Source organism: Streptomyces sp. NPDC002276 (assembly GCF_053891435.1).
This window is the reverse complement of sequence record NZ_JBSFCQ010000001.1, coordinates 887398-905500: the sequence shown is the minus strand read 5'-3', so window position 1 is coordinate 905500 and position 18103 is coordinate 887398. Positions and strand designations below refer to the sequence as shown.

The following is an 18103-nucleotide window of genomic DNA, read 5'->3' as shown; positions in this document are numbered from 1 at the left end:
TTCTCAGACCTTCAGGTTCAGTGCGGACCACAGCTCTCGCTCCACACCCGTCGGCGGGATGTGCGCGGCGAGGCACTCCGGATGGCCGGGCGGCGGTCCACTGTCCGGCTCCGGTGTGCGCTCCGGCTCCGCCCCACGGGCAGCGGCCACGGGGACCGGCAGTGCGCCCAGGCAGCAGCCGACCGCGAGCAGCCCCGGTGCCCACCGGGCGAACACGTCGGCCCATCGGCGTGCCCGGCTCATCGCAGCGCCGCCGTCGGCCACAGCGGTTCGGTCGCGCGGTGCTCGGCCTCGCGCAGGACGCGCAGTACGTTGCGGCCGGTCAGGGCCTCCAGGTCGGCCCGGGACCAGCCGCGGTCGGCGAGTTCGCGCAGCAGCACCGGGTAGCCGGAGACGTCGGCGAGGCCGGTGGGCTGGTGGTCGACGCCGTCGTAGTCGCCGCCGAGGCCTATGTGGTCACGGCCGGCCACCTCGCGGGCGTGCTCGACGTGATCGGCGACCTGGGCCACCGTCACCTCGGGCCTGGGGTGTTCATCGGTCCAGCGCCGCAGCCGGTCGTCGGCGGACACGGTGAAGGCCGCCGCGAGTTCCTCGGCGACGTGGGCGGGATCCTCGCCCGGCCGTGGTGCGCGCGGCCAGGACCAGGACTGCTTGGGCAGCCCCAGACGTTCGCGTTCGGCCTGCAACTCCTGTGCCCACGCGGCAACTTCGGCCGAGATGAAGTACGGGACGAAGGTGAGCTGGATGACTCCGCCGTTGTCCCTCAGCAACTCCAGGACCGGGTCGGCGACATTGCGCGGGTGATCGTTGAGGGCGCGTACGGAGGAATGACTGAACAACACCGGGGAGGTCGAGGCGGCGAGCGCCGCGCGCTGGGTGGAGTCGGCGACGTGGGAGAGGTCTACGAGGACACCGGTGCGGTTGAGTTCGGCGACGATCGCGCGGCCGGTGTCGTTCAGTCCGCCGACGCCGGGCTCGTCGGTGGCCGAGTCCGCCCAGGTGGTGTTGTCGTTGTGGGTGAGCGTCACATAGCGGACACCCAGCCGGGCGTACGACCGCAGGACGCCCGGGGACTCGGCGAGGCTGTGGCCGCCCTCGATGCCGAGCAGGGAGGCGATCCGTCCGTCGGCGAGCGAGCGCTCGACATCGGCCGCGGTGTAGGCGATCCGCAAGGTGTCCGGGTAGCGGGCGACGAGCCGATACACGGCGTCGATCTGCTCGAACGTGGCCACCACGGCCTCGGGTTCGGGGAGTTGAGAGGAGACGTACACCGACCAGAACTGTGCGCCGACCCCGCCGGATCTCAGTCTGGGCAGGTCGGTGTGGAGGTCGGGGCGGCCGGCGTCCAACCCCTCGACGCTGTAGCCGGAGCGGGCGCGCAACGCCACGGGCAGGTCGTTGTGGCCGTCGAAGACGGGGGTGTCGCGAAGTACCTCCGCGACGAGGTCCACCACTGTGTCGGTCATGTGCTTGCCACTCCTTCGCCAGGGGTCCGCCGGCGGCGGCCCTGCCGTACCGGGTCGGCGACGGGCAGGGAGGCGACCAGCCGCCGCGTGTAGTCGTCCTGTGGGTTACCCAATACCTGGGCCGTGGATCCGGACGCGGCGATCCTGCCCCGATGCAGTACGACGACCCGGTCGGCGACCTGCTCGACCACCGCGAGGTCATGGCTGATGAACAGCGCCGCGAAGCCCAACTCCCTTTGCAGTTCGGTGAAGAGGTCGAGCACCTTGGCCTGGACGGACACGTCGAGGGCCGAGGTCGGCTCGTCTGCGATGATCAGCGGGGGCCGCAGGGCGAGTGCCCGGGCCAGGGCGGCGCGCTGACGCTGGCCGCCGCTGAGTTCGTGCGGATAGCGGTCGGCGTAACTGCGGGGCAGCTGAACGGACTTCAGCAGCGCCTCCGCCTCGGCTCGGATCGCCGTGGCGCCAAGTTCGCGGCGGTGCACGGTCAGTGGCTCGGCGACGCTGTCGGCGATGGTGAGGAGCGGGTTGAAACTGGCCGCCGGGTCCTGGAAGACGTAGCCGATGTGACCGGCCCGGCCGCGCGTGCGCCGTCTCGCGGTCAACGGCTCGCCGAACACGGTGAGTTCACCGCCGGTCGCGGGTGTCAGACCGGCGACCACGCGGCCGATGGTGGTCTTGCCGCTGCCGCTCTCCCCCACCAGTCCGAGCACCTCGCCCGGCCTGATCTCGAAGTCCACGCCGTCGACCGCGCGGAAGCCCTTCCGTCCCAGTCGCCCGTGGTAGTCCACGACCAGTCCGGCGGCCCGTACGACGGGCTGCGCGTCGTACGTCGAGGAGGTCGGCGTCCTCTCCTGCTCCCCGAAGACCGGTACGGCGGCCAGGAGTTCGCGGGTGTACGCGTGGGCGGGTGCCGCGAACAACTCGCGTACCGGGGCCCGTTCGACGACCTCGCCCTCGCTCATCACGGCCACCCGGTCGGCCAGGTCGGCGACGACGCCCATGTTGTGGGTGATGAGGAGCACGGCGGTGCCGAAGTCGGTGCGGCAGCGGTGCAGGAGTTCGAGGATCTCCGCCTGGACGGTGACGTCGAGGGCCGTGGTGGGTTCGTCGGCGACGATGAGCCGGGTGCCGAGGGCGAGGGCCATGGCGATGACGGCGCGTTGCTTCTGGCCGCCGGAGAGTTGGTGGGGGTAGTGGTTCACGCGGGTGGCGGGGTCGGGGATGCCGACCTTGTCGAGCCATTCGACGGCCAGCGCCCGGCGTTCGGCCTTGCTGCCGCCCTGTCCGTGGGCGCGCAGGCCCTCGGTGAGCTGCCAGCCGATGGTGAAGACGGGGTTGAGCGCGGTGGAGGGCTCCTGGAAGACCATCGCGGCGTGGGTGCCGCGCAGGGCGCGCAGTCGGGCGGGGGACGCGGCGAGCACGTCCTCAGCCGGGTCGGCGGTGCCGTCGCCGAGCAGGACCCGGCCGCGGGTGGACGCGGTGGCGGGCAGTAGCCCGAGCACCGACTTGGCGGTGACGGTCTTGCCGCTGCCGCTCTCGCCGACCAGGGCCAGTACCTCCCCTGGCGCGACGGACAGGCTCACGCCCTTCACCGCGGGGGCCGCGCCGGCGTCCGTGGCGAAGGTGACGTGCAGATCCTCGATGCGCAGGAGGTCAGTCATCGTCCGCGCCTCCGTCCGTTCCGGTGGCGGTCGCCTTGGCGGTCGGGCCGCCGCGTCGTCGCAGTCGCGGGTCGGCGAGGTCGGTGAGGCTCTCGCCGAGCAGGGTCGTGCCGAGCACGGTGAGCACGATGGCCAGGCCCGGCGGGATCGCGGTCCACCACAGGCCCGAAGTGACGTCCGCTACCGAGCGGTTGAGGTCGTAGCCCCACTCGGACGCCGAGTTGGGTTCGATGCCGAAGCCGAGGAAGCCGAGTCCGGCGAGGGTGAGGATGGCCTCGGAGGCGTTGATGGTGAAGATCAGCGGAAGGGTGCGGACCGAGTTGCGCAGTACGTGCCGGAACATGATCCGCCAGGTGCCGGTGCCGATCACCCGGGCCGCATCGACGAAGGGCTCGGCCTTCACCCGGGTCACCTCGGCCCGTACGACACGGAAGTACTGCGGTACGAACGCGACGGCAACCGAGCAGGCCGCCGCGCCGAGGCCGCCGACGAGGCTGGACTGGCCGCCGCTGATCACGATCGACATGACGATGGCGAGCAGCAGCGGCGGGAACGCGTAGAGCGCGTCGGCCAGCCCCACCAGCAACCGGTCGAGGCGCCCGCCGAGATAGCCGGAGGCCAGCCCGAGCACGGTGCCGGGGATCACCGACAGCAGCAGCGCGGCGAGGATGATCTCCAGCGCGGTCCTGGCGCCCCACACCGTGCGGGAGAACACGTCGTACCCCGCGATGGTGGTGCCCAACGGATGGGCGCCACTGGGGTGTTGCTGCGAGCCGAACAGCCGTCCCCCGTCCTGGAGTTGGGCGAATCCGTAAGGGGCGAGGAGCGGTCCGAGGAGGGCGGTGAGGACGAACAGCACGGTGAGGACGGCGCCGGTGAGGAGCATGGCGCGCTGTATCGCACCCCCGGTGCGCAGTCGTGCGCGCATGCGGTCCGGCAGCAAGGTGGGCCGTCGCACGAGGAGTTGGGCCACGGCTCAGTACCTCACTCGGGGATCGATGAGGGCCGCGACGACGTCGACGAGGAAGTTCGTCACCGCCACGACGACGGCGAACAGGGCCACGATGCCCTGCACCGCCGGGAAGTCACGGACCGTCAGGTAGTGGGCGAGTTCGTAGCCGAGGCCCTTCCACTCGAAGGTGGTCTCCGTCAGTACCGCTCCGCCGAGCAGTCCGGCGACCTGGAGTCCCAGGACGGTGACGACGGGGATCAGGGCTGGTCGCGTCGCGTGTCGGGTCACCAGGCGGAAGGGCGCGACACCCCGGGAGCGGGCGGCCTCGACGTAGTCGGCGCCCAGGGTGCCGATCAGGTTCGTGCGGACCAGCCGCAGCAGGATGCCGGCGACGAGCAACCCCAGCGCCACGCCGGGCAGTACGGCGTGTTTCAGCACGTCCGTCACGGCCGCTCCGTCGCCGCTCCGCAGGGCGTCGATGAGATAGAAGCCGGTCGTGCTGGTCTGGTTCTGGAGGAAGAGCTGGACGTCCGTGCTCGCCCGGCCGGACGCGGGCAGCCAGCCGAGTTGGATGGCGAAGACGAGCTTCAGCAGCAGCCCCACGAAGAACACCGGGGTGGCGTAGGTGAGGACGGCGAACAGGCGCAGCGCCGCGTCGGGTGCGCGGTCCCGGTACGAGGCCGCCACCATGCCGAGCGGCACACCGACGGCGAGGGCCACCACGAGGGCGTAGAAGGCGAGTTCGACGGTGGCCGCGCCGTAGGTGCCCAGGACGTGGGTGACGGGTTCGTTGTCGGTGACCGTGCGGCCGAAGTCACCGGTCGCCAGGGACTTCAGGTAGTCCAGGTACTGGGTGAGCAACGGCCGGTCGTAGCCCGCCTGGTGGAGTTTCGCCTGGAGCTGGTCCGGGGTGAGCCGGTCGCCGAAGGCGGCGCTGATCGGGTCGCCGGTGGCGCGCATCAGGAAGAAGACCAGGCTGACCAGGATGAACACGGTGGGGATGATGAGGAGGAAGCGGACCACCAGGTAGCGGGCGAGTCCGTACCCGGCGGCGCCGTCGGCGGGGTTGCCGACGGCGCCGGGGGCCGTCTCCTGGGTGAGGGCGCTCACTTCTTCGAGAGTCCTGCCCAGCGGAAGGTGTACGCGCTGGTCAGCGCGTCCGGTACACCGCTGACGTCGGTGCGGGTGACGATCGCGGTGGATCCCTGGAGCAGTGGCAGCAGCGGCACCTGCGCCGCGGCCTTGTCCTGCGCCTCCTTGAGGAGTTCGGCGCGCTTGGCGGCGTCGGTCTCGGTCTCCTCCTTCAGGATCAGCGAGCGTACGGCGGGGTCGTCGTAGCCGTTGGCGACCCAGCTGTTGGCCGAGTAGAAGGGCGAGAGGTAGTTGTCGGCGTCCAAGTAGTCGGCGTACCAGCCGAGTTGGTAGAGCGGGTACAGGTGCTTGATGCGGTCCTTGCCGTACTGGGTCCACTCGGTGGACTGGAGGTTCACCTTGAACAGCCCCGTCGCTTCGAGCTGGGTCTTGACGAGCGCGTACTCGTCGGCCGAGGACGAGCCGTAATGGTCGCTGTTGTACTGGAGGTTGAGGGTGACGGGGGTGGTCACCTTCGCCGCTTTCAGCCGTGCGGCGGCCGCCGCCTTGTCGGGGCCGCCGTTCTTGTCGCCGTAGAGCGACTTGAAGGAGTCGCTGGCGCCGGTGAGTCCGTCGGGCACCGAGCTGTACAGCGGCTGGTAGCTGTTCTTGTAGACCTGCTGGGCGAGTTGGGCGCGGTCGACGGAATCGGCGACGGCCTGGCGGACGGCCAGCGCCTTGGCCTTGTCGGCGTCCTTGGTCTTGGTGCCGTAGGGCTGTGTGGCGAAGTCGAAGACGATGTAGCGGATGCCGTTGCCGGAACCGGTGTGGACCTTGATGTCCTTCTTCTTGGCCAGGTCGTCGAGGTCGGCGGTGGTGAGGGTGCGGTAGACGGCGTCGACGGTGCCCTGTTGGACGTCGAGCTTCAGGTTGCTGGCGTCGGTGTAGTACTTGAGCTGGATGTTCTTGGTCTTCGGGGTGCCCAACTGGCCGCCGTACCCGCTGTTTTGGGTGAAGGAGACCAGCGAGTTCTTGTCGTAGCTCGTGACGCCGTACGGGCCGTTCCATGGCTTGGCCGCGACGATGGCCTTGTCGTCGAGGATCTTGTCCGCGGGGAAGGTCTGTTCGTCGACGATGTAGCCGGCCGCGGTGGACAACACCTGGGGGAACAGGGTGTCGTTGGCGGACTTGAGGGTGAAGACGACCGTGGTCGGTGACGGGGCGGCGACCGAGGCGAGGTTGTAGAGGAGCGACGAGGGGCCGTTCTCGTCGGCGATCTTCAGGGTCCGGTCGAAGCTGAACTTCACGTCGGAGGACGTGAGTTGGTGACCGTTCGCGAACTTCAGGCCCTTCCGCAGAGTCACCGTGTACTCCTTGGGCCCGGTCAGCTTGATGCCGGTGGCGAGGTCCGGGGAGACCTCCGTGGCGCCGTTCTTCACGCTGAGGAGGGTCGCGTAGACCTCGCTCTCGATGGTGCCGGAGCCCGCGTCCCAGGCGCCCGCCGGGTCGAGGCTGGTCACCTGGTCGGTGGTACCGACGGTGATCGTCGGGCCGTCGGAGCCGGTGGACGTCTTGCTGCTGGTGCAGCCGGTGAGGGCGACCAGGAACGCCGTGCCGAGGGATATCGCGCCGAGGGGCCGAAGAGGTCTGACGGTGCTGAAGTGTGCCATGGCTGGTCTCTGTCTCCGCATGGATGGGTGCGCGAAAGGGGTGCGGCGGGCAGGACTTGCCGAGCGCACGCTGTCGCGTGAAGGGTGGGAGTGGGTGAAGGTGCTGCGCGGGGAACGGGTCAGCTGTGACAGAGACAGCTGGAGACCAGCAGCAGATCCACATGGCGCCGGGAGCACAGCACGAGGCCGGTTGCCACGTCGTCCTCCTAGGGGTGTCGCCGGCAACTGAGGCCGGTGGAAACGCACTTGCAGAACAGAAACATCCGCCGAGCCGTCACCTGGGGCACCCCACTGCGTCGAGGGTTGCCGTCCGGCCAGCCAGGGCTTGATCACCGGAACTCGTAGCTCGCGCTCACCGTAGATCGACTGTTCTCTCGCCGTCAAGACGCCCCGGGGAGCGGCACCGGTGCGAGGAGCCGGAGTCGATCGAGGTGCTGGAGAAGAGAGTTGAGCGAGTCCTGTGGTCCCTCTCCGGCAGTGTCGAGGGTGATGTGCTCACGGTTCCACGGTTCGTAGTCGCGTTGCCGGACCTGCTGCCAGTCCGGGAGCGGCAGACCGGGAATGTCGACCTCCCGGGAGGCCAAGCGGTGTCGATGCTCGGCCGGATCCGAGCAGACGACTTCCACCTCTACGACCGGCAGGCCCGCCCCGGCCCCCACGCCGCGCCAGCTGTCCCGGGTGACGGCCAGCGGATTGACCGACTCCGCTATCACGGTGAGCCCTTGCCGGAGGTGTTCCTCGGCCAGGGCGTACCCGACGACGTAGCCGGCCGGCCCGACGGGGTGCTGCGCCAGGCCGGACCGGACGAGCGCCTGCTCGATGGTGTCGACGCGCAGATGCACCGCCCCGATGTGTGCGGCCAGGAGTCGGGACAGCGTGGTCTTCCCGGTGCCGGGGAATCCGCCGATGACGATGAGAGCGGCATTCGACATCATCAATTCCGGGCTCATCGTGGCTCCGATCGAGGTGTGACCGACGGCGGTGCGAGGGTGTCCGGGCGGGCGGGCGAAACCCGGTGTGGATCGCGGATCAGACGACCTCCCGTACCCGCGGAAAGTGGCAGGCCGCCCCGTCCTCGCCGAACACCGGCACCTCCTGGTCGCACCGTTTCCGCTCCGGCTCCGCCAGTTGCGGATGGAGCGGGCAGCGGGCCCGGAACCGGCAGCCGTCGTAGCGTCGTGTCGGGCTCGGTGGGTCGCCGGCGAGCAGGATGCGCGTCCGCTGCCGTTCCCGCTCGCGGGCCGGGTCCGGCAGGGGTACGGCGGAGAGGAGGGCCTGGGTGTAGGGGTGCCGGGGGCGCTCGAACACCTCGTCCACGGGGCCCGCCTCGACCGTGCGTCCGAGGTAGACGACGCTCACGCGGTCGGCGATGTTCCGCACCACGGACAGGTCGTGGGAGACGAAGAGATAGGCGAGGCCCAGTTCCTCCTTGAGACGTTGCAGCAGGCTCAGCACCCCGGCCTGGACGGAGACGTCGAGTGCCGAGACCGGTTCGTCGAGGACGAGCAGTTCGGGTTCGACGGAGAGTGCTCGGGCGATGCCGACGCGCTGCCGCTGGCCGCCGGAGAACTCGTGCGGGTAGCGCTCCGCGTGGGCCGGGTCCAGGCCGACCTGGGTGAGGAGTTCGGGGACGCGCCGGCCGATCGTCGCCCGGTCGGCGCCCTGGGTGCGCAGTGGTTCGGCGACGATGTCCCCGACGGGCATGCGGGGGTCAAGGGAGGCCATCGGGTCCTGGAAGACGATCTGGACGCGGCGACGCAGGGCCTTCACCCGCGCCTTCCCGAGTCCGGCGAGGTCGTTGCCGAACAGCTCGATCGATCCGCCTTCCGGCGGGGCCAGTTCGAGGAGTTCGAAGAGCGTCGTCGACTTTCCGGAGCCCGATTCGCCGACGAGGGCGAGTGTCTCGCCGCGCCGGATGTCGAGGTCGACGCCGTCGACGGCGTACACGGAGCCGATGCGGCGCTTGAAGGCGGTCCCTTTGAGGAGCGGGAAGGTTCTGGTGAGGCCGCGTACCTTCAACACCGTTTCGCCGGTGGGTGGTTGGGGTGCGCGCGGGGTGTCCATCCGGGGGACGGCGGCCAACAGCCGTTTCGTGTACGGCTCCTGGGGGCGCTCGAAGACGTCGTCGGCCGTGCCTGATTCGACGAGCCGTCCCTCGTGCATCACGGCGACCCGGTCGGCCGTCCCGGCGATGACACCGAGGTCGTGGCTGACCAGGAGCAGCGCGGCGCCGGTCTCGCGTTGCGCGGTGCGCAGGACGTCGAGGACCTGTGCCTGGATGGTGACGTCGAGGGCGGTGGTCGGTTCGTCGGCGAGGATGATGTCGGGGTCGTTGGCCATCGCCATGGCGATCATCGCGCGCTGGCGCATGCCGCCGGAGAACTCGTGCGGGAACGCCCGTGCGCGCAGGGCGGGTTCGGGGATGCCGACGAGGTCGAGGAGTTCGACCGCTCGTTGCCGTGCCTGTTCGCGGGAGACGTCCTGGTGGGCCCGTACGGCCTCGGCGATCTGGTCGCCGATCCGGTAGACGGGCGTGAACGCGGACAGCGGGTCCTGGAAGACCATGGACACGCGGCTGCCGCGGATCCGGGTGAGTTGGCGCTCCGAGGCACCGACGAGTTCCTGCCCGTCGAGGCGGACGGATCCGCGTACGGCCGCGTTGCCCGGGAGCAGGCCGAGGACGGCGAGCGCGGTCGCGGACTTGCCGGAGCCCGACTCGCCGACGAGGCCGAGGACTTCACCGCGTTCGAGGGTGAGACCCACTCCGCGCACGGCGGGCCGCCCGTCGAAGTCGACGTCCAGGTCGGTCACTTGGAGGATCGGGCTCATCGGGAGGCGCCTTTCGAGGTGGGGTCCAGCGCGTCCCGCAGCCCGTCGCCCACCAGGTTCACCGCCAGTACGAAGACGACCAGCAGTCCGGCCGCGAAGAAGAACATCCAGGGGTAGGTGACCGCGGCGCTCGTCCCGTCGGCGATCAGCGTGCCGAGCGAGACGTCGGGCGGCTGGACGCCGAAGCCGAAGTACGACAGCGCGGTCTCGCTCATCACCGCGCCGCCGACCTGGATGGTCGCGTCGATGATGAGGAAGGAGGCCACGTTGGGCAGCACGTGCCGCCAGATGATCCGGAACGGTCCGACGCCCATGTACCGTGCGGCGCGCACGAATTCGCGCTCCTTGAGGGAGAGCGTCATGGACCGCACGACCCGGGCCGTGATCATCCAGGCGAAGAGTCCGAGCAGCCCGACCAGGGCGAACCAGCCTCGGGAGTTAAGCCGGGGCGAGACGATCGCGATGATCAGGAAGGAGGGGAAGACCAGCAGCAGGTCCACGAAGAACATGAGGAGCCGGTCGGTCCAGCCGCCGAAGTATCCCGCGCAGGCGCCGACGAGCGAGGCGAGCCCGGTGGACAGCACGGCGACGAGCAGTCCGATGACGAGGGACTTCTGTAGGCCGCGCACGGTCTGCGCGAACACGTCCTGGCCGATGCGGTTGGTGCCCCACCAGTGGTCGCCGCCGGGTGCGGCGCGCAGCGCGGTGTAGTCGATGTGGCTGTAGGACCACTTGGTGGTGTACGGCCCGGCGAAGGCCAGCAGGAACAGCAGCACCAGGACGACGGCTCCGGCGAGGGCGGTGCGGTTGCGCAGGAAACGGCGCAGGACGACGGTGGCGCGACCGGCGGGCGGGGCGGCGACGGGGGCCTCTTCGGCGATGACGGTCGTGGTCATGATGCCTGCCGGATGCGTGGGTCGAGGGCGGCGTGCAGGAGGTCGGCGAGGAAGCCGGAGAGCAGCACGGTGACGGCGGCGAAGAGGTTCACGGCGACCACCGAGTTCACGTCGTTCTTGCCGATCGACGCGATGAACCACTCCCCCATGCCGTGCCAGCCGAAGATCGTCTCCGTGAAGATGGCGCCGGTGAACAGCGCGAGGAAGCCGTAGGAGAAGTAGGTGGACATGGGGATGAGGGCCGTCCGCAGTCCGTGTTTGAGGAAGACCGTGCGGCGGGCGAGGCCCTTGGCGCGTGCGGTGCGCAGATAGTCGGAGCCGAGGACGTCGAGCATGGTGTTGCGCTGGTAGCGGCTGTAGCTCGCGACGGCGAAGAGGGCGACGGAGAGGGTGGGCAGGAGCAGGTGCACGCTCCGGTCCTTGAGGACGGTCCAGAAGCCGCCGGTCACGCCGGGGCTCTTCTCTCCGGTGAACTGGATCAGGTCCGTGCCGGTGGTCTGGTTGAACCAGATCGCGCCGGTCTTGAGGAGAATCGCCAGCAGGAACACAGGAGTCGAGAGGAGCGCGAAGGAGGCGAGGGTGACGGCCCGGTCGCTGAACCGGTACTGCCGTACGGCCGTCCAGGCCCCGACGAGCACCCCTACGACGGTCCCGAACACGGTCCCGGCGAGCAACAGCCGCAGGCTGACGCCGAGTCGGCGCCCGAACTCGGCGTCGACGGAGGTGCCGTCGATGGTCTCGCCGAGGTCGCCGCGCACCGCGTGCCCGAGCCAGCGCAGGAAGCGACTCGGCAGCGGGGTGCGGTCGTTGACGCCGATCTCGTCGAGATGGTGGTTCACCGAGGCCACCGGGATGGGCGGCTGCCGGCCGGCGTAGTACTCGCGCGGGTGGAGCGCGAGCGAGGCCAGCAGGTAGGAGAGGCAGACGGCGGCCAGGAGCAACAGGGCGTAGTAGCCGAGTCGTTTGGCCAGGTAGGCGGGCACAGTAGAAATGGTCCAGGTGCCTTGTTGCCACTTTATGAAGAGAACATGTCAGGTGTCCAGGGGGTCTCCCCCGGGGGTCGTAGACCGTTCTACGTTCGGTGCATCCACCTGAAGTCCGGTGCGCCCACCCCGAGTTCCGGCGCCCCCCACTGACGACCACCGGCCTCACGAAGGACACCGACATGCGACAGACGTCCACCGCTGCATGGGTCGCCGCCACCGCGGCCACCGCGTTACTGGTGACCGGCTGCGGCTCCTCCGACGACGGCAAACCCGTCGCACGGCAGAGCGCGGCCCCGGCCGGCAGCCAGGAGATCAACGCCCGTCCGCTAAGCGACATCCAGCAGGGCGGCACCCTCAAGCTGGCGATCTCGCAGTGGATCGCGGACTACAACCGCTACACCGCCAACGGCAACCAGGGCGACGCGCAGGACATCAACGCGCTCGTGGAACCCAGGCTGTTCTGGGCGGACGCCCAGGGCGAGTCCCACCCCGACACCGACTTCCTGCTCTCCGTCTCGGTCACCTCCACCAGCCCGCAGACGGTCGTATACAAGCTCAACCCCAAAGCGAAGTGGTCCGACGGAAAGGCCGTCGACTGGCGGGACTTCGCGGCCCTGTGGCAGGCGAACAACGGCACGGACAAGGCGTACGAGGCCGCCGACACCTCCGGCTACGAACAGATCGGCAAGGTCGAGCAGGGCGCCGACGCACACCAGGTCAAGGTCACCTTCACCACGCCGTACGCCGACTGGAAGCACCTGTTCAACCCACTGCTGCCGGCCGCCGGGATCGACACCCCGGACAAGTTCAACAAAGGCTGGACACAGCGGATCCCGATCACCGGGAACGCCTTCAAGATCTCCTCGTACGACAAGACGGCCCAGACCATCACGGCGGTACCGGACCCCAACTGGTGGGGAACGAAGCCCAAGTTGGACTCGATCGTCTTCCGCGCCCTGGACTACACCGCCTGGACGGACGCGTACCTCAACAAGGAGATCGACTACGCCGCCGCGCTCCTGCCCGAGGACTACAAGCGGCTGTACAAGGCGGCCGGTACGGACATCCGGGTCGGCGCGCGCTGGGACGAGGTGCACATCGAGTTCAACGGGGCGCGCGGCCCGCTCAAGGACGTGCGTGTCCGCCAGGCCCTCCAGCACGCCATCGACCGCAAGTCCATCGCCACCGCCTTCGGCAAGGACCTCCCGGTCCAACTCAAGCCGTACGGCAGCCACTTCTTCATGCCCAACCAGGCCGGGTACCAGGACAACTCCGGTACGTACGGCACGTACGACCTGAAAAAGGCGGGCGAGCTGCTGGACGCGGCGGGCTGGAAACTCCAGGGCGGCAAGCGCGTCAAGGACGGCAAGCAGCTCACTCTCGGCTACACGCTCAGCGCGGGCTCCACCTCCGCGCAGGTGGACCAATCGGAGCTGGTCCAGGCGCAGTTGGCGCAGGTCGGCATCAAGCTGAACATCGTGAAGGTGCCGTCGAACGACTACTTCTCCAAGTACGTCACGATCGGCAACTTCGATCTGACGAGCTTCCGTTGGGTCGACCAGATCTTCCGCTCCCAGGCGTACCCGATCTACCGCGAGCCGTCCGGCAAGAACCTCTACCAGAACTACGGCTCGGTCGGTTCCCCCGAGGTCGACGCCCTGCTGAAGAAGGCCACCGAGACCACGGACACCACCGAGGCGAACAAGCTCTACAACGAGGCCGACGCCAAGATCTGGGCACTGGGCCACTCGATCCCCGTCTACCAGCGCCCCCAGGTCCTCGCGGTCCGCTCGAACCTCGCCAACTACGGCGCGAGCGGCCTCGCGGACGTCGACTACACGAAGGTCGGCTGGCTGAAGAAGTGACGCAACGGCTACGGCGGAGACCTGTCCAAGGTCTCCGCCGCAGCCGTTGTGGTGGCACGTGGCACGTGGCACGTTCGGCTAGCGACGGTCCGCGAGCCGCCTGACCGCCGCGATCAGCGTGTCCACCTCTCCGTGCGTGTTGTAGAAGGCGAACGACGGCCGCACGGTGGCCTCCAGGCCGTAGCGGCGCAGGATCGGCTGCGCGCAGTGGTGGCCCGAACGGACCGCGATTCCTTCCTCGTTGAGCGCGGTGCCCACCTCGGCCGGCTCGTAGCCGTCCAGGACGAACGACACGATGCTCGCCTTGTTCGGTGCCGTGCCGACCAACCGCAGCCCGGGTACGCACCGCAGGCCTTCGGTGGCGTGCTCGACCAGGGTGTGTTCGTAGGCGGCGATGTTCGGCAGGCCGACGCGCTCGACGTAGTCGATGGCCGCGGCCAGCCCCACCGCGTCGGCGATGTTGCCGGTCCCGGCCTCGAAACGGCCCGGCGGTGGCTGGAAGGTGGACTTCTCGAAGGTAACGTCGGTGATCATGTTGCCGCCGCCCTCCCACGGAGGCATGTCCTCCAGGACCTCCCGTTTGCCGTAGAGGACGCCGATCCCGGTCGGTCCGAACAGTTTGTGCCCGGAGAAGACCAGGAAGTCGGCGTCCAACTCCCTTACGTCGATGGGGAGATGCGGGACCGACTGGGCCGCGTCGACCAGCACGCGGGCCCCGGCCCGGTGGCCGATCTCGATGATCTGCTCGACCGGTACGACGGTGCCGAGCGCGTTGGACATCTGCGTGACCGCGACGAGCTTGGTGCGGTCGGACAGCAGGGCGGTGTACTGGTCGAGCAGCAACTGGCCGCTGTCGTCGACCGGGATCACCTTGATCACCGCGCCGGTCTGCTCCGCCAGCATCTGCCACGGCACGATGTTGGCGTGGTGCTCCAGGTGGGAGAGCACGATCTCGTCGCCCGCGCGGATGTGCGCCGGACCCCATGCCTTGGCGACCAGGTTGATCGCCTCGGTGGTGCCCCGGACGAACACGATCTCCTCGGCGGAACCGGCCCCGATGAACCGGGCGACGGTCTTCCTGGCGCCCTCGTAGGCGTCCGTCGCCCGGGCGGCCAACTCGTGTGCCGCCCGGTGGATGTTGGAGTTCTCCCGCGAGTAGAACTCCGCCAGCCGGTCGATCACCGCCTGCGGCTTCTGCGTGGTCGCCGCGTTGTCCAGCCAGATCAACGGGCGCCCGTTGACCAGTTCGGACAGGATCGGGAAGTCCCGGCGCACCGCCTGCACGTCGAAGGCCGGGTGCTGGTCGAGCGGCAGTGCCGACGGGACGCCGGACACGTCGGGTTCCCGCACGAAGTAGTACGGCGCGGTCGTCGCCGTCGGTGCCATCGCCTCGGGCAGCGGCGGCAGCCCGAGGTGTCCGAAGCCGGGGAGCTCCGGGGCCTGGGCGGGGAACCCGGCGGCCTCGGTGAGGAAGTAGTACGGCCCCGGGTCAGGGAGGTGGGCCGGTGCGGCCGACGAGGGGACGGGCGGCGGTCCCGGGGCCACCGGCGGCGCCGACACCTCCGGGGTGGCGCCGCCGGGCGCACCCACCGCATAGGGGCTCGCCATGAATGTGGCGGGGGCGCTGGTCGGTGGCGGCCCGGACGGTGGGCTCATTCCTGCGGTCGGCGCCGGGGGCGGCGGGTCCATGGACGGGATGCCGGTGGGCATCGGAGGGGCCGGGTTCGCGGCGGGCGTGCCGGTCGGCACCGGCACTGAAGGGGCTGCGACCGGCTGGGCGGGGAACGGGCCCGGGGCCGGCGGACCGGTGGGCACAGCGGGGGCGGCCTGCGCGGCCGGCGGCCCCGTAGTCGCCGTAGTCGCCGTAGTCGCCGTAGGAGAGGAGTCCGCGTGTGGCAGGCCGGTGGGTGTCGGCCATTCCGGTCGGCCGTCGAAGGCCGGAGTCGGCGCCTCCGTGTCGGACGCCATGGCCGCCGGCTGCCCGGGGAGTGCTCGGAAGAACTCCCCGGCCATCCGGCTCAGCGTCTCCTCGTCCGGCAGCCACGCCGGGGCGGCTTCGTTACCGGTGGTTGGGGGCGTGGTCATGGCTACCGGTAACTCGGCGCGTAGTCATGGAACTTGTCGACCTCGACGTCGTCGAGGACGGCGAGCGCGTCCTCGGTGAGGACCGCGAGCGAGCAGTAGAGGGAGATCAGGTAGGAGGCGATGGCGCTGCGGTCGATCTGCATGAACCGCACCGACAGGCCCATCCCCTGCTCGCCCGACAGCCCGGGCTGGAACAGTCCGACCACACCTTGGCGCGACTCGCCCGTGCGCAGCAGGATGAACTTGGTCTTGCCGTTCTCCAGCGGGACCTTGTCAGACGGGATGATCGGCAGGCCGCGCCAGGTCAGGAACTGCGAGCCGAACATGCTGACCGTGGCCGGCGGTACGCCTCGCCGGGTGCATTCCCGGCCGAACGCGGCGATGCCCTCGGGGTGGGTGAGGAAGAAGGCGGGCTGCTTCCACACCTTCGTGATGAGGGCGTCGAGGTCGTCCGGGGTCGGCGGGCCCGCCATCGTGGAGATGCGCTGGGTGTCCGCCACGCTGGCCAGCATCCCGTACTCCGGGCTGTTGATCAGCTCGCCCTCCTGGTGTTCCTTCACCGCCTCGATGGTCAGCCGCAGTTGCTGCGCGGTCTGGTTGTGCGGGCTGGAGTACAGGTCGGAGATGCGGGTGTGGAGGTCCAGGACGGTCTGGACGGCCTTGAGCCGGTACTCGCGCGGCTCGCGTTCGTAGTCGACGAAGGTGTCCGGCAGCGGCGACTCGTCGTAGTTGTCGCACTCGATGCGCACCGACTCGGGGTGGACGACCTTGTTCACCCGGTAGATGCCGGCCTCGACCGGGACCCAGGACATCAGATGCACCAGCCAGCGAGGCGTGATGGAGCTCATCTGGGGAACGGTCTTGGTGGCGTTCGCGAGGGTCCGCGCCGCGCTGTCGCTCACCGACATCGATCGCGACGGTGGATTCACAGCCGTGGTCATGCGCCATCTCCTTTCGGCGCCCGGGATCCGGGCAGGCGTGAGGGGTGAGATCGCCGACGGGACAGGTACGGCCGAGATCTCTCGCACCCACTATCGATTCACCGTCGCAGTGAGCCCGGTAATGGTCCAATGCGTGTTTTCGAGGCTGTCATCGACGCGGTCTATGATTCACAAATGATCGACTTGAGTCGGTTGCGCGTCCTGGTCGCCGTCGCCCGTGAGGGTTCGATCACGGCAGCCGCCGAGGCACTGCACTACGCCCAGCCGTCGGTGAGTCATCAACTCGCCAAGCTGGAGGCCGAGGTCGGGGTTCCGCTGTTGCAGCGGATGGGGCGCGGTATCCGGCTCACGGAGGCCGGCCGGCTGCTGGTGGACCGGGCCGAGTCGATCCTCGCGCAGGTCGAGTCGGTGCACGCGGAGCTGGACGAGCTGGCCGGGCTGCGCACCGGCCGGGTCCGGCTGGCCGCGTTTCCCTCCGCGCTGGCCACCCTGGTGCCGCTCGCCGCCGCCCGCGTGTCCGTCGAACATCCCGCGATCGACCTGACCCTGCGGGAGGCCGAGCCGCCCGACGCGCTCAACGCGCTGCGCAACAACGACGTGGACGTGGCGCTGATCTTCGAGCACGGCGACCCGCCCCAGCGCGACCGCCGCGACACCACGATGACGCCGCTGCTCGACGAGCCGTTGTACGTGGTCACCCCGGCTGACCGGTGCTGGGACGGGCCCCGGGCGGAGCTGGCCACCTATGCCGACGCGCGCTGGATCGCCGGGTGCGAACGCTGCCGGGAGCATCTCGTCGCGGCCTGCGGGCGGGCCGGGTTCGAGCCGGTGGTCGAGTTCGAGACCGACGACTACGTGGCCGTACAGGCGCTCGTCGCGGCCGGGCTCGGCGTGAGCCTGCTGCCGGGCCTCACCCTTCTCGCCAACCGGCACCCCGGCGTCAGCCTCCACCGCATCCCGGGTATGCGCCGCCAGGTAGTGGCCGCCGTCTACGGCAAGCCGCCCGCGTCGCAGCCCGCCCAAGTGCTCCTCGACGCACTCGCCGCGACCGTCACCGAACCGGAATGGCCCGCCTGACCGGTTCAGTCCTCCCCGGGACCAGTGGTGATCCAGTCGGTCACCTGCCGTACGTACTCCCGGTATCCGGACCGCGCGGCGTCCACGATCGCGGGGACCCGCTCGGGTTCGCTGTCCAGACACAGCTGTACGAGGACGTGGTGCGGGCCGTCCGCCGGTGCCAGGGCGTCGGCGAGTTCGGCGTCGATCATTCCGGCCCGCTCGGCCGCGCCGAACGAGGCTGCTGACGTCTCCGGTTGTCGGCCCGATGGCGCGGCCCGGTTGATGGCGGCGGCCAGGTCGTACAAGAGCGCCAGAATGCGTTCGATGACGAGCCCGGCGCCCGGATCGGCGGCCAGGCGGGCGCTGTCCAGCGCTCCGAGCCCGTCGAGTTGGACGACCGCCTTGCGCATGGTGATGAGCCGGTGCTCGATCGACGCCCGGTCCACGGGCAGTTGGGCCGCGCCCGCGCTGGATGTGGTCATCGCCGCATCGTGCCACCGCGAGGTCGGCGCCGTCGTCGCCGATTCCGTCTGGTGGGACATGCGGTGGACGACCACGGGTGGCGGGTGGACAGTCGATGCCCGTGGTCCGCCGGGCCAGCCAGAGCAGGGGGTGCCGAGTG

General features: G+C 69.7%; 15 protein-coding genes and 1 riboswitch. Of the genes, 2 read left to right on the top strand and 13 right to left on the bottom strand.

Annotated elements, in window-relative coordinates:
* Positions 1–3: 3 nt before the first annotated feature.
* The 10 genes from ACWIHT_RS04180 to ACWIHT_RS04135 all read right to left on the bottom strand — a co-directional run bounded on the left by ACWIHT_RS04180 (position 4) and on the right by ACWIHT_RS04135 (position 11528).
* Entirely contained in the window at positions 4–243 is a 240-nt protein-coding gene (locus ACWIHT_RS04180; protein ID WP_456164178.1) for a DUF6059 family protein, read from the bottom strand.
* The gene (locus tag ACWIHT_RS04175) at positions 240–1466 is read right to left on the bottom strand and encodes a dipeptidase (RefSeq protein WP_456164176.1); all 1227 of its coding nucleotides are present in this window, start codon (positions 1464–1466) and stop codon (positions 240–242) included. The genes ACWIHT_RS04180 and ACWIHT_RS04175 overlap by 4 nt, the downstream gene beginning before the upstream one ends.
* Positions 1463–3127 (bottom strand): dipeptide ABC transporter ATP-binding protein, encoded by a 1665-nt coding sequence (locus tag ACWIHT_RS04170; protein ID WP_456164174.1) that lies wholly within the window; start codon positions 3125–3127, stop codon positions 1463–1465. The genes ACWIHT_RS04175 and ACWIHT_RS04170 overlap by 4 nt, the downstream gene beginning before the upstream one ends.
* Entirely contained in the window at positions 3120–4100 is a 981-nt protein-coding gene (locus tag ACWIHT_RS04165; RefSeq protein ID WP_456164172.1) for an ABC transporter permease, read from the bottom strand. Before ACWIHT_RS04165 ends, ACWIHT_RS04170 begins: the two co-directional genes overlap by 8 nt.
* 3 nt (positions 4101–4103) lie before the next feature.
* Positions 4104–5189 carry an ABC transporter permease gene (locus ACWIHT_RS04160; protein WP_456164170.1) on the bottom strand — a complete coding sequence of 362 codons (1086 nt, stop codon included), beginning with the start codon at positions 5187–5189 and terminating at the stop codon, positions 4104–4106.
* Entirely contained in the window at positions 5186–6820 is a 1635-nt protein-coding gene (locus ACWIHT_RS04155) for an ABC transporter substrate-binding protein (RefSeq protein WP_456164168.1), read from the bottom strand. Before ACWIHT_RS04155 ends, ACWIHT_RS04160 begins: the two co-directional genes overlap by 4 nt.
* Before the next feature lie 237 nt (positions 6821–7057).
* A riboswitch (SAM riboswitch) is annotated at positions 7058–7167 on the bottom strand.
* A 33-nt stretch (positions 7168–7200) separates the two neighbouring features.
* On the bottom strand, positions 7201–7770 hold the full coding sequence (locus tag ACWIHT_RS04150) for an AAA family ATPase (protein WP_456164166.1): 570 nt from the start codon (positions 7768–7770) through the stop codon (positions 7201–7203).
* A gap of 79 nt (positions 7771–7849) precedes the next feature.
* A complete protein-coding gene (locus tag ACWIHT_RS04145; protein WP_456164164.1) occupies positions 7850–9649 on the bottom strand; it encodes a dipeptide ABC transporter ATP-binding protein in 1800 nt (599 codons plus the stop codon).
* Positions 9646–10545, bottom strand: a complete 900-nt coding sequence (locus ACWIHT_RS04140; RefSeq protein ID WP_456164162.1) for an ABC transporter permease — start codon at positions 10543–10545, stop codon at positions 9646–9648. Before ACWIHT_RS04140 ends, ACWIHT_RS04145 begins: the two co-directional genes overlap by 4 nt.
* Complete coding sequence (locus tag ACWIHT_RS04135) at positions 10542–11528, bottom strand: ABC transporter permease (protein ID WP_456164160.1); 987 nt, start codon at positions 11526–11528, stop codon at positions 10542–10544. Before ACWIHT_RS04135 ends, ACWIHT_RS04140 begins: the two co-directional genes overlap by 4 nt.
* A 182-nt stretch (positions 11529–11710) precedes the next feature.
* On the opposite strand from ACWIHT_RS04135, the gene ACWIHT_RS04130 reads away from it, so the two are divergent.
* Entirely contained in the window at positions 11711–13396 is a 1686-nt protein-coding gene (locus ACWIHT_RS04130; RefSeq protein WP_456164158.1) for an ABC transporter family substrate-binding protein, read from the top strand.
* A 78-nt stretch (positions 13397–13474) separates the two neighbouring features.
* On the opposite strand, the gene ACWIHT_RS04125 is transcribed toward ACWIHT_RS04130, so the two are convergent.
* Positions 13475–15481: a family 2A encapsulin nanocompartment cargo protein cysteine desulfurase gene (locus ACWIHT_RS04125; protein ID WP_456164156.1), complete on the bottom strand. Its 2007-nt coding sequence runs from the start codon at positions 15479–15481 to the stop codon at positions 13475–13477.
* 2 nt (positions 15482–15483) lie between these two features.
* Complete coding sequence (locus ACWIHT_RS04120) at positions 15484–16422, bottom strand: family 2A encapsulin nanocompartment shell protein (RefSeq protein ID WP_456164154.1); 939 nt, start codon at positions 16420–16422, stop codon at positions 15484–15486.
* A 174-nt stretch (positions 16423–16596) separates the two neighbouring features.
* Here ACWIHT_RS04120 and ACWIHT_RS04115 point away from each other — a divergent pair, with 174 nt between their 5' ends.
* Complete coding sequence (locus ACWIHT_RS04115) at positions 16597–17499, top strand: LysR family transcriptional regulator (protein WP_456164152.1); 903 nt, start codon at positions 16597–16599, stop codon at positions 17497–17499.
* A gap of 5 nt (positions 17500–17504) precedes the next feature.
* On the opposite strand, the gene ACWIHT_RS04110 is transcribed toward ACWIHT_RS04115, so the two are convergent.
* A complete protein-coding gene (locus ACWIHT_RS04110; RefSeq protein ID WP_456164150.1) occupies positions 17505–17963 on the bottom strand; it encodes a hypothetical protein in 459 nt (152 codons plus the stop codon).
* Between the last annotated feature and the right edge of the window lie 140 nt (positions 17964–18103).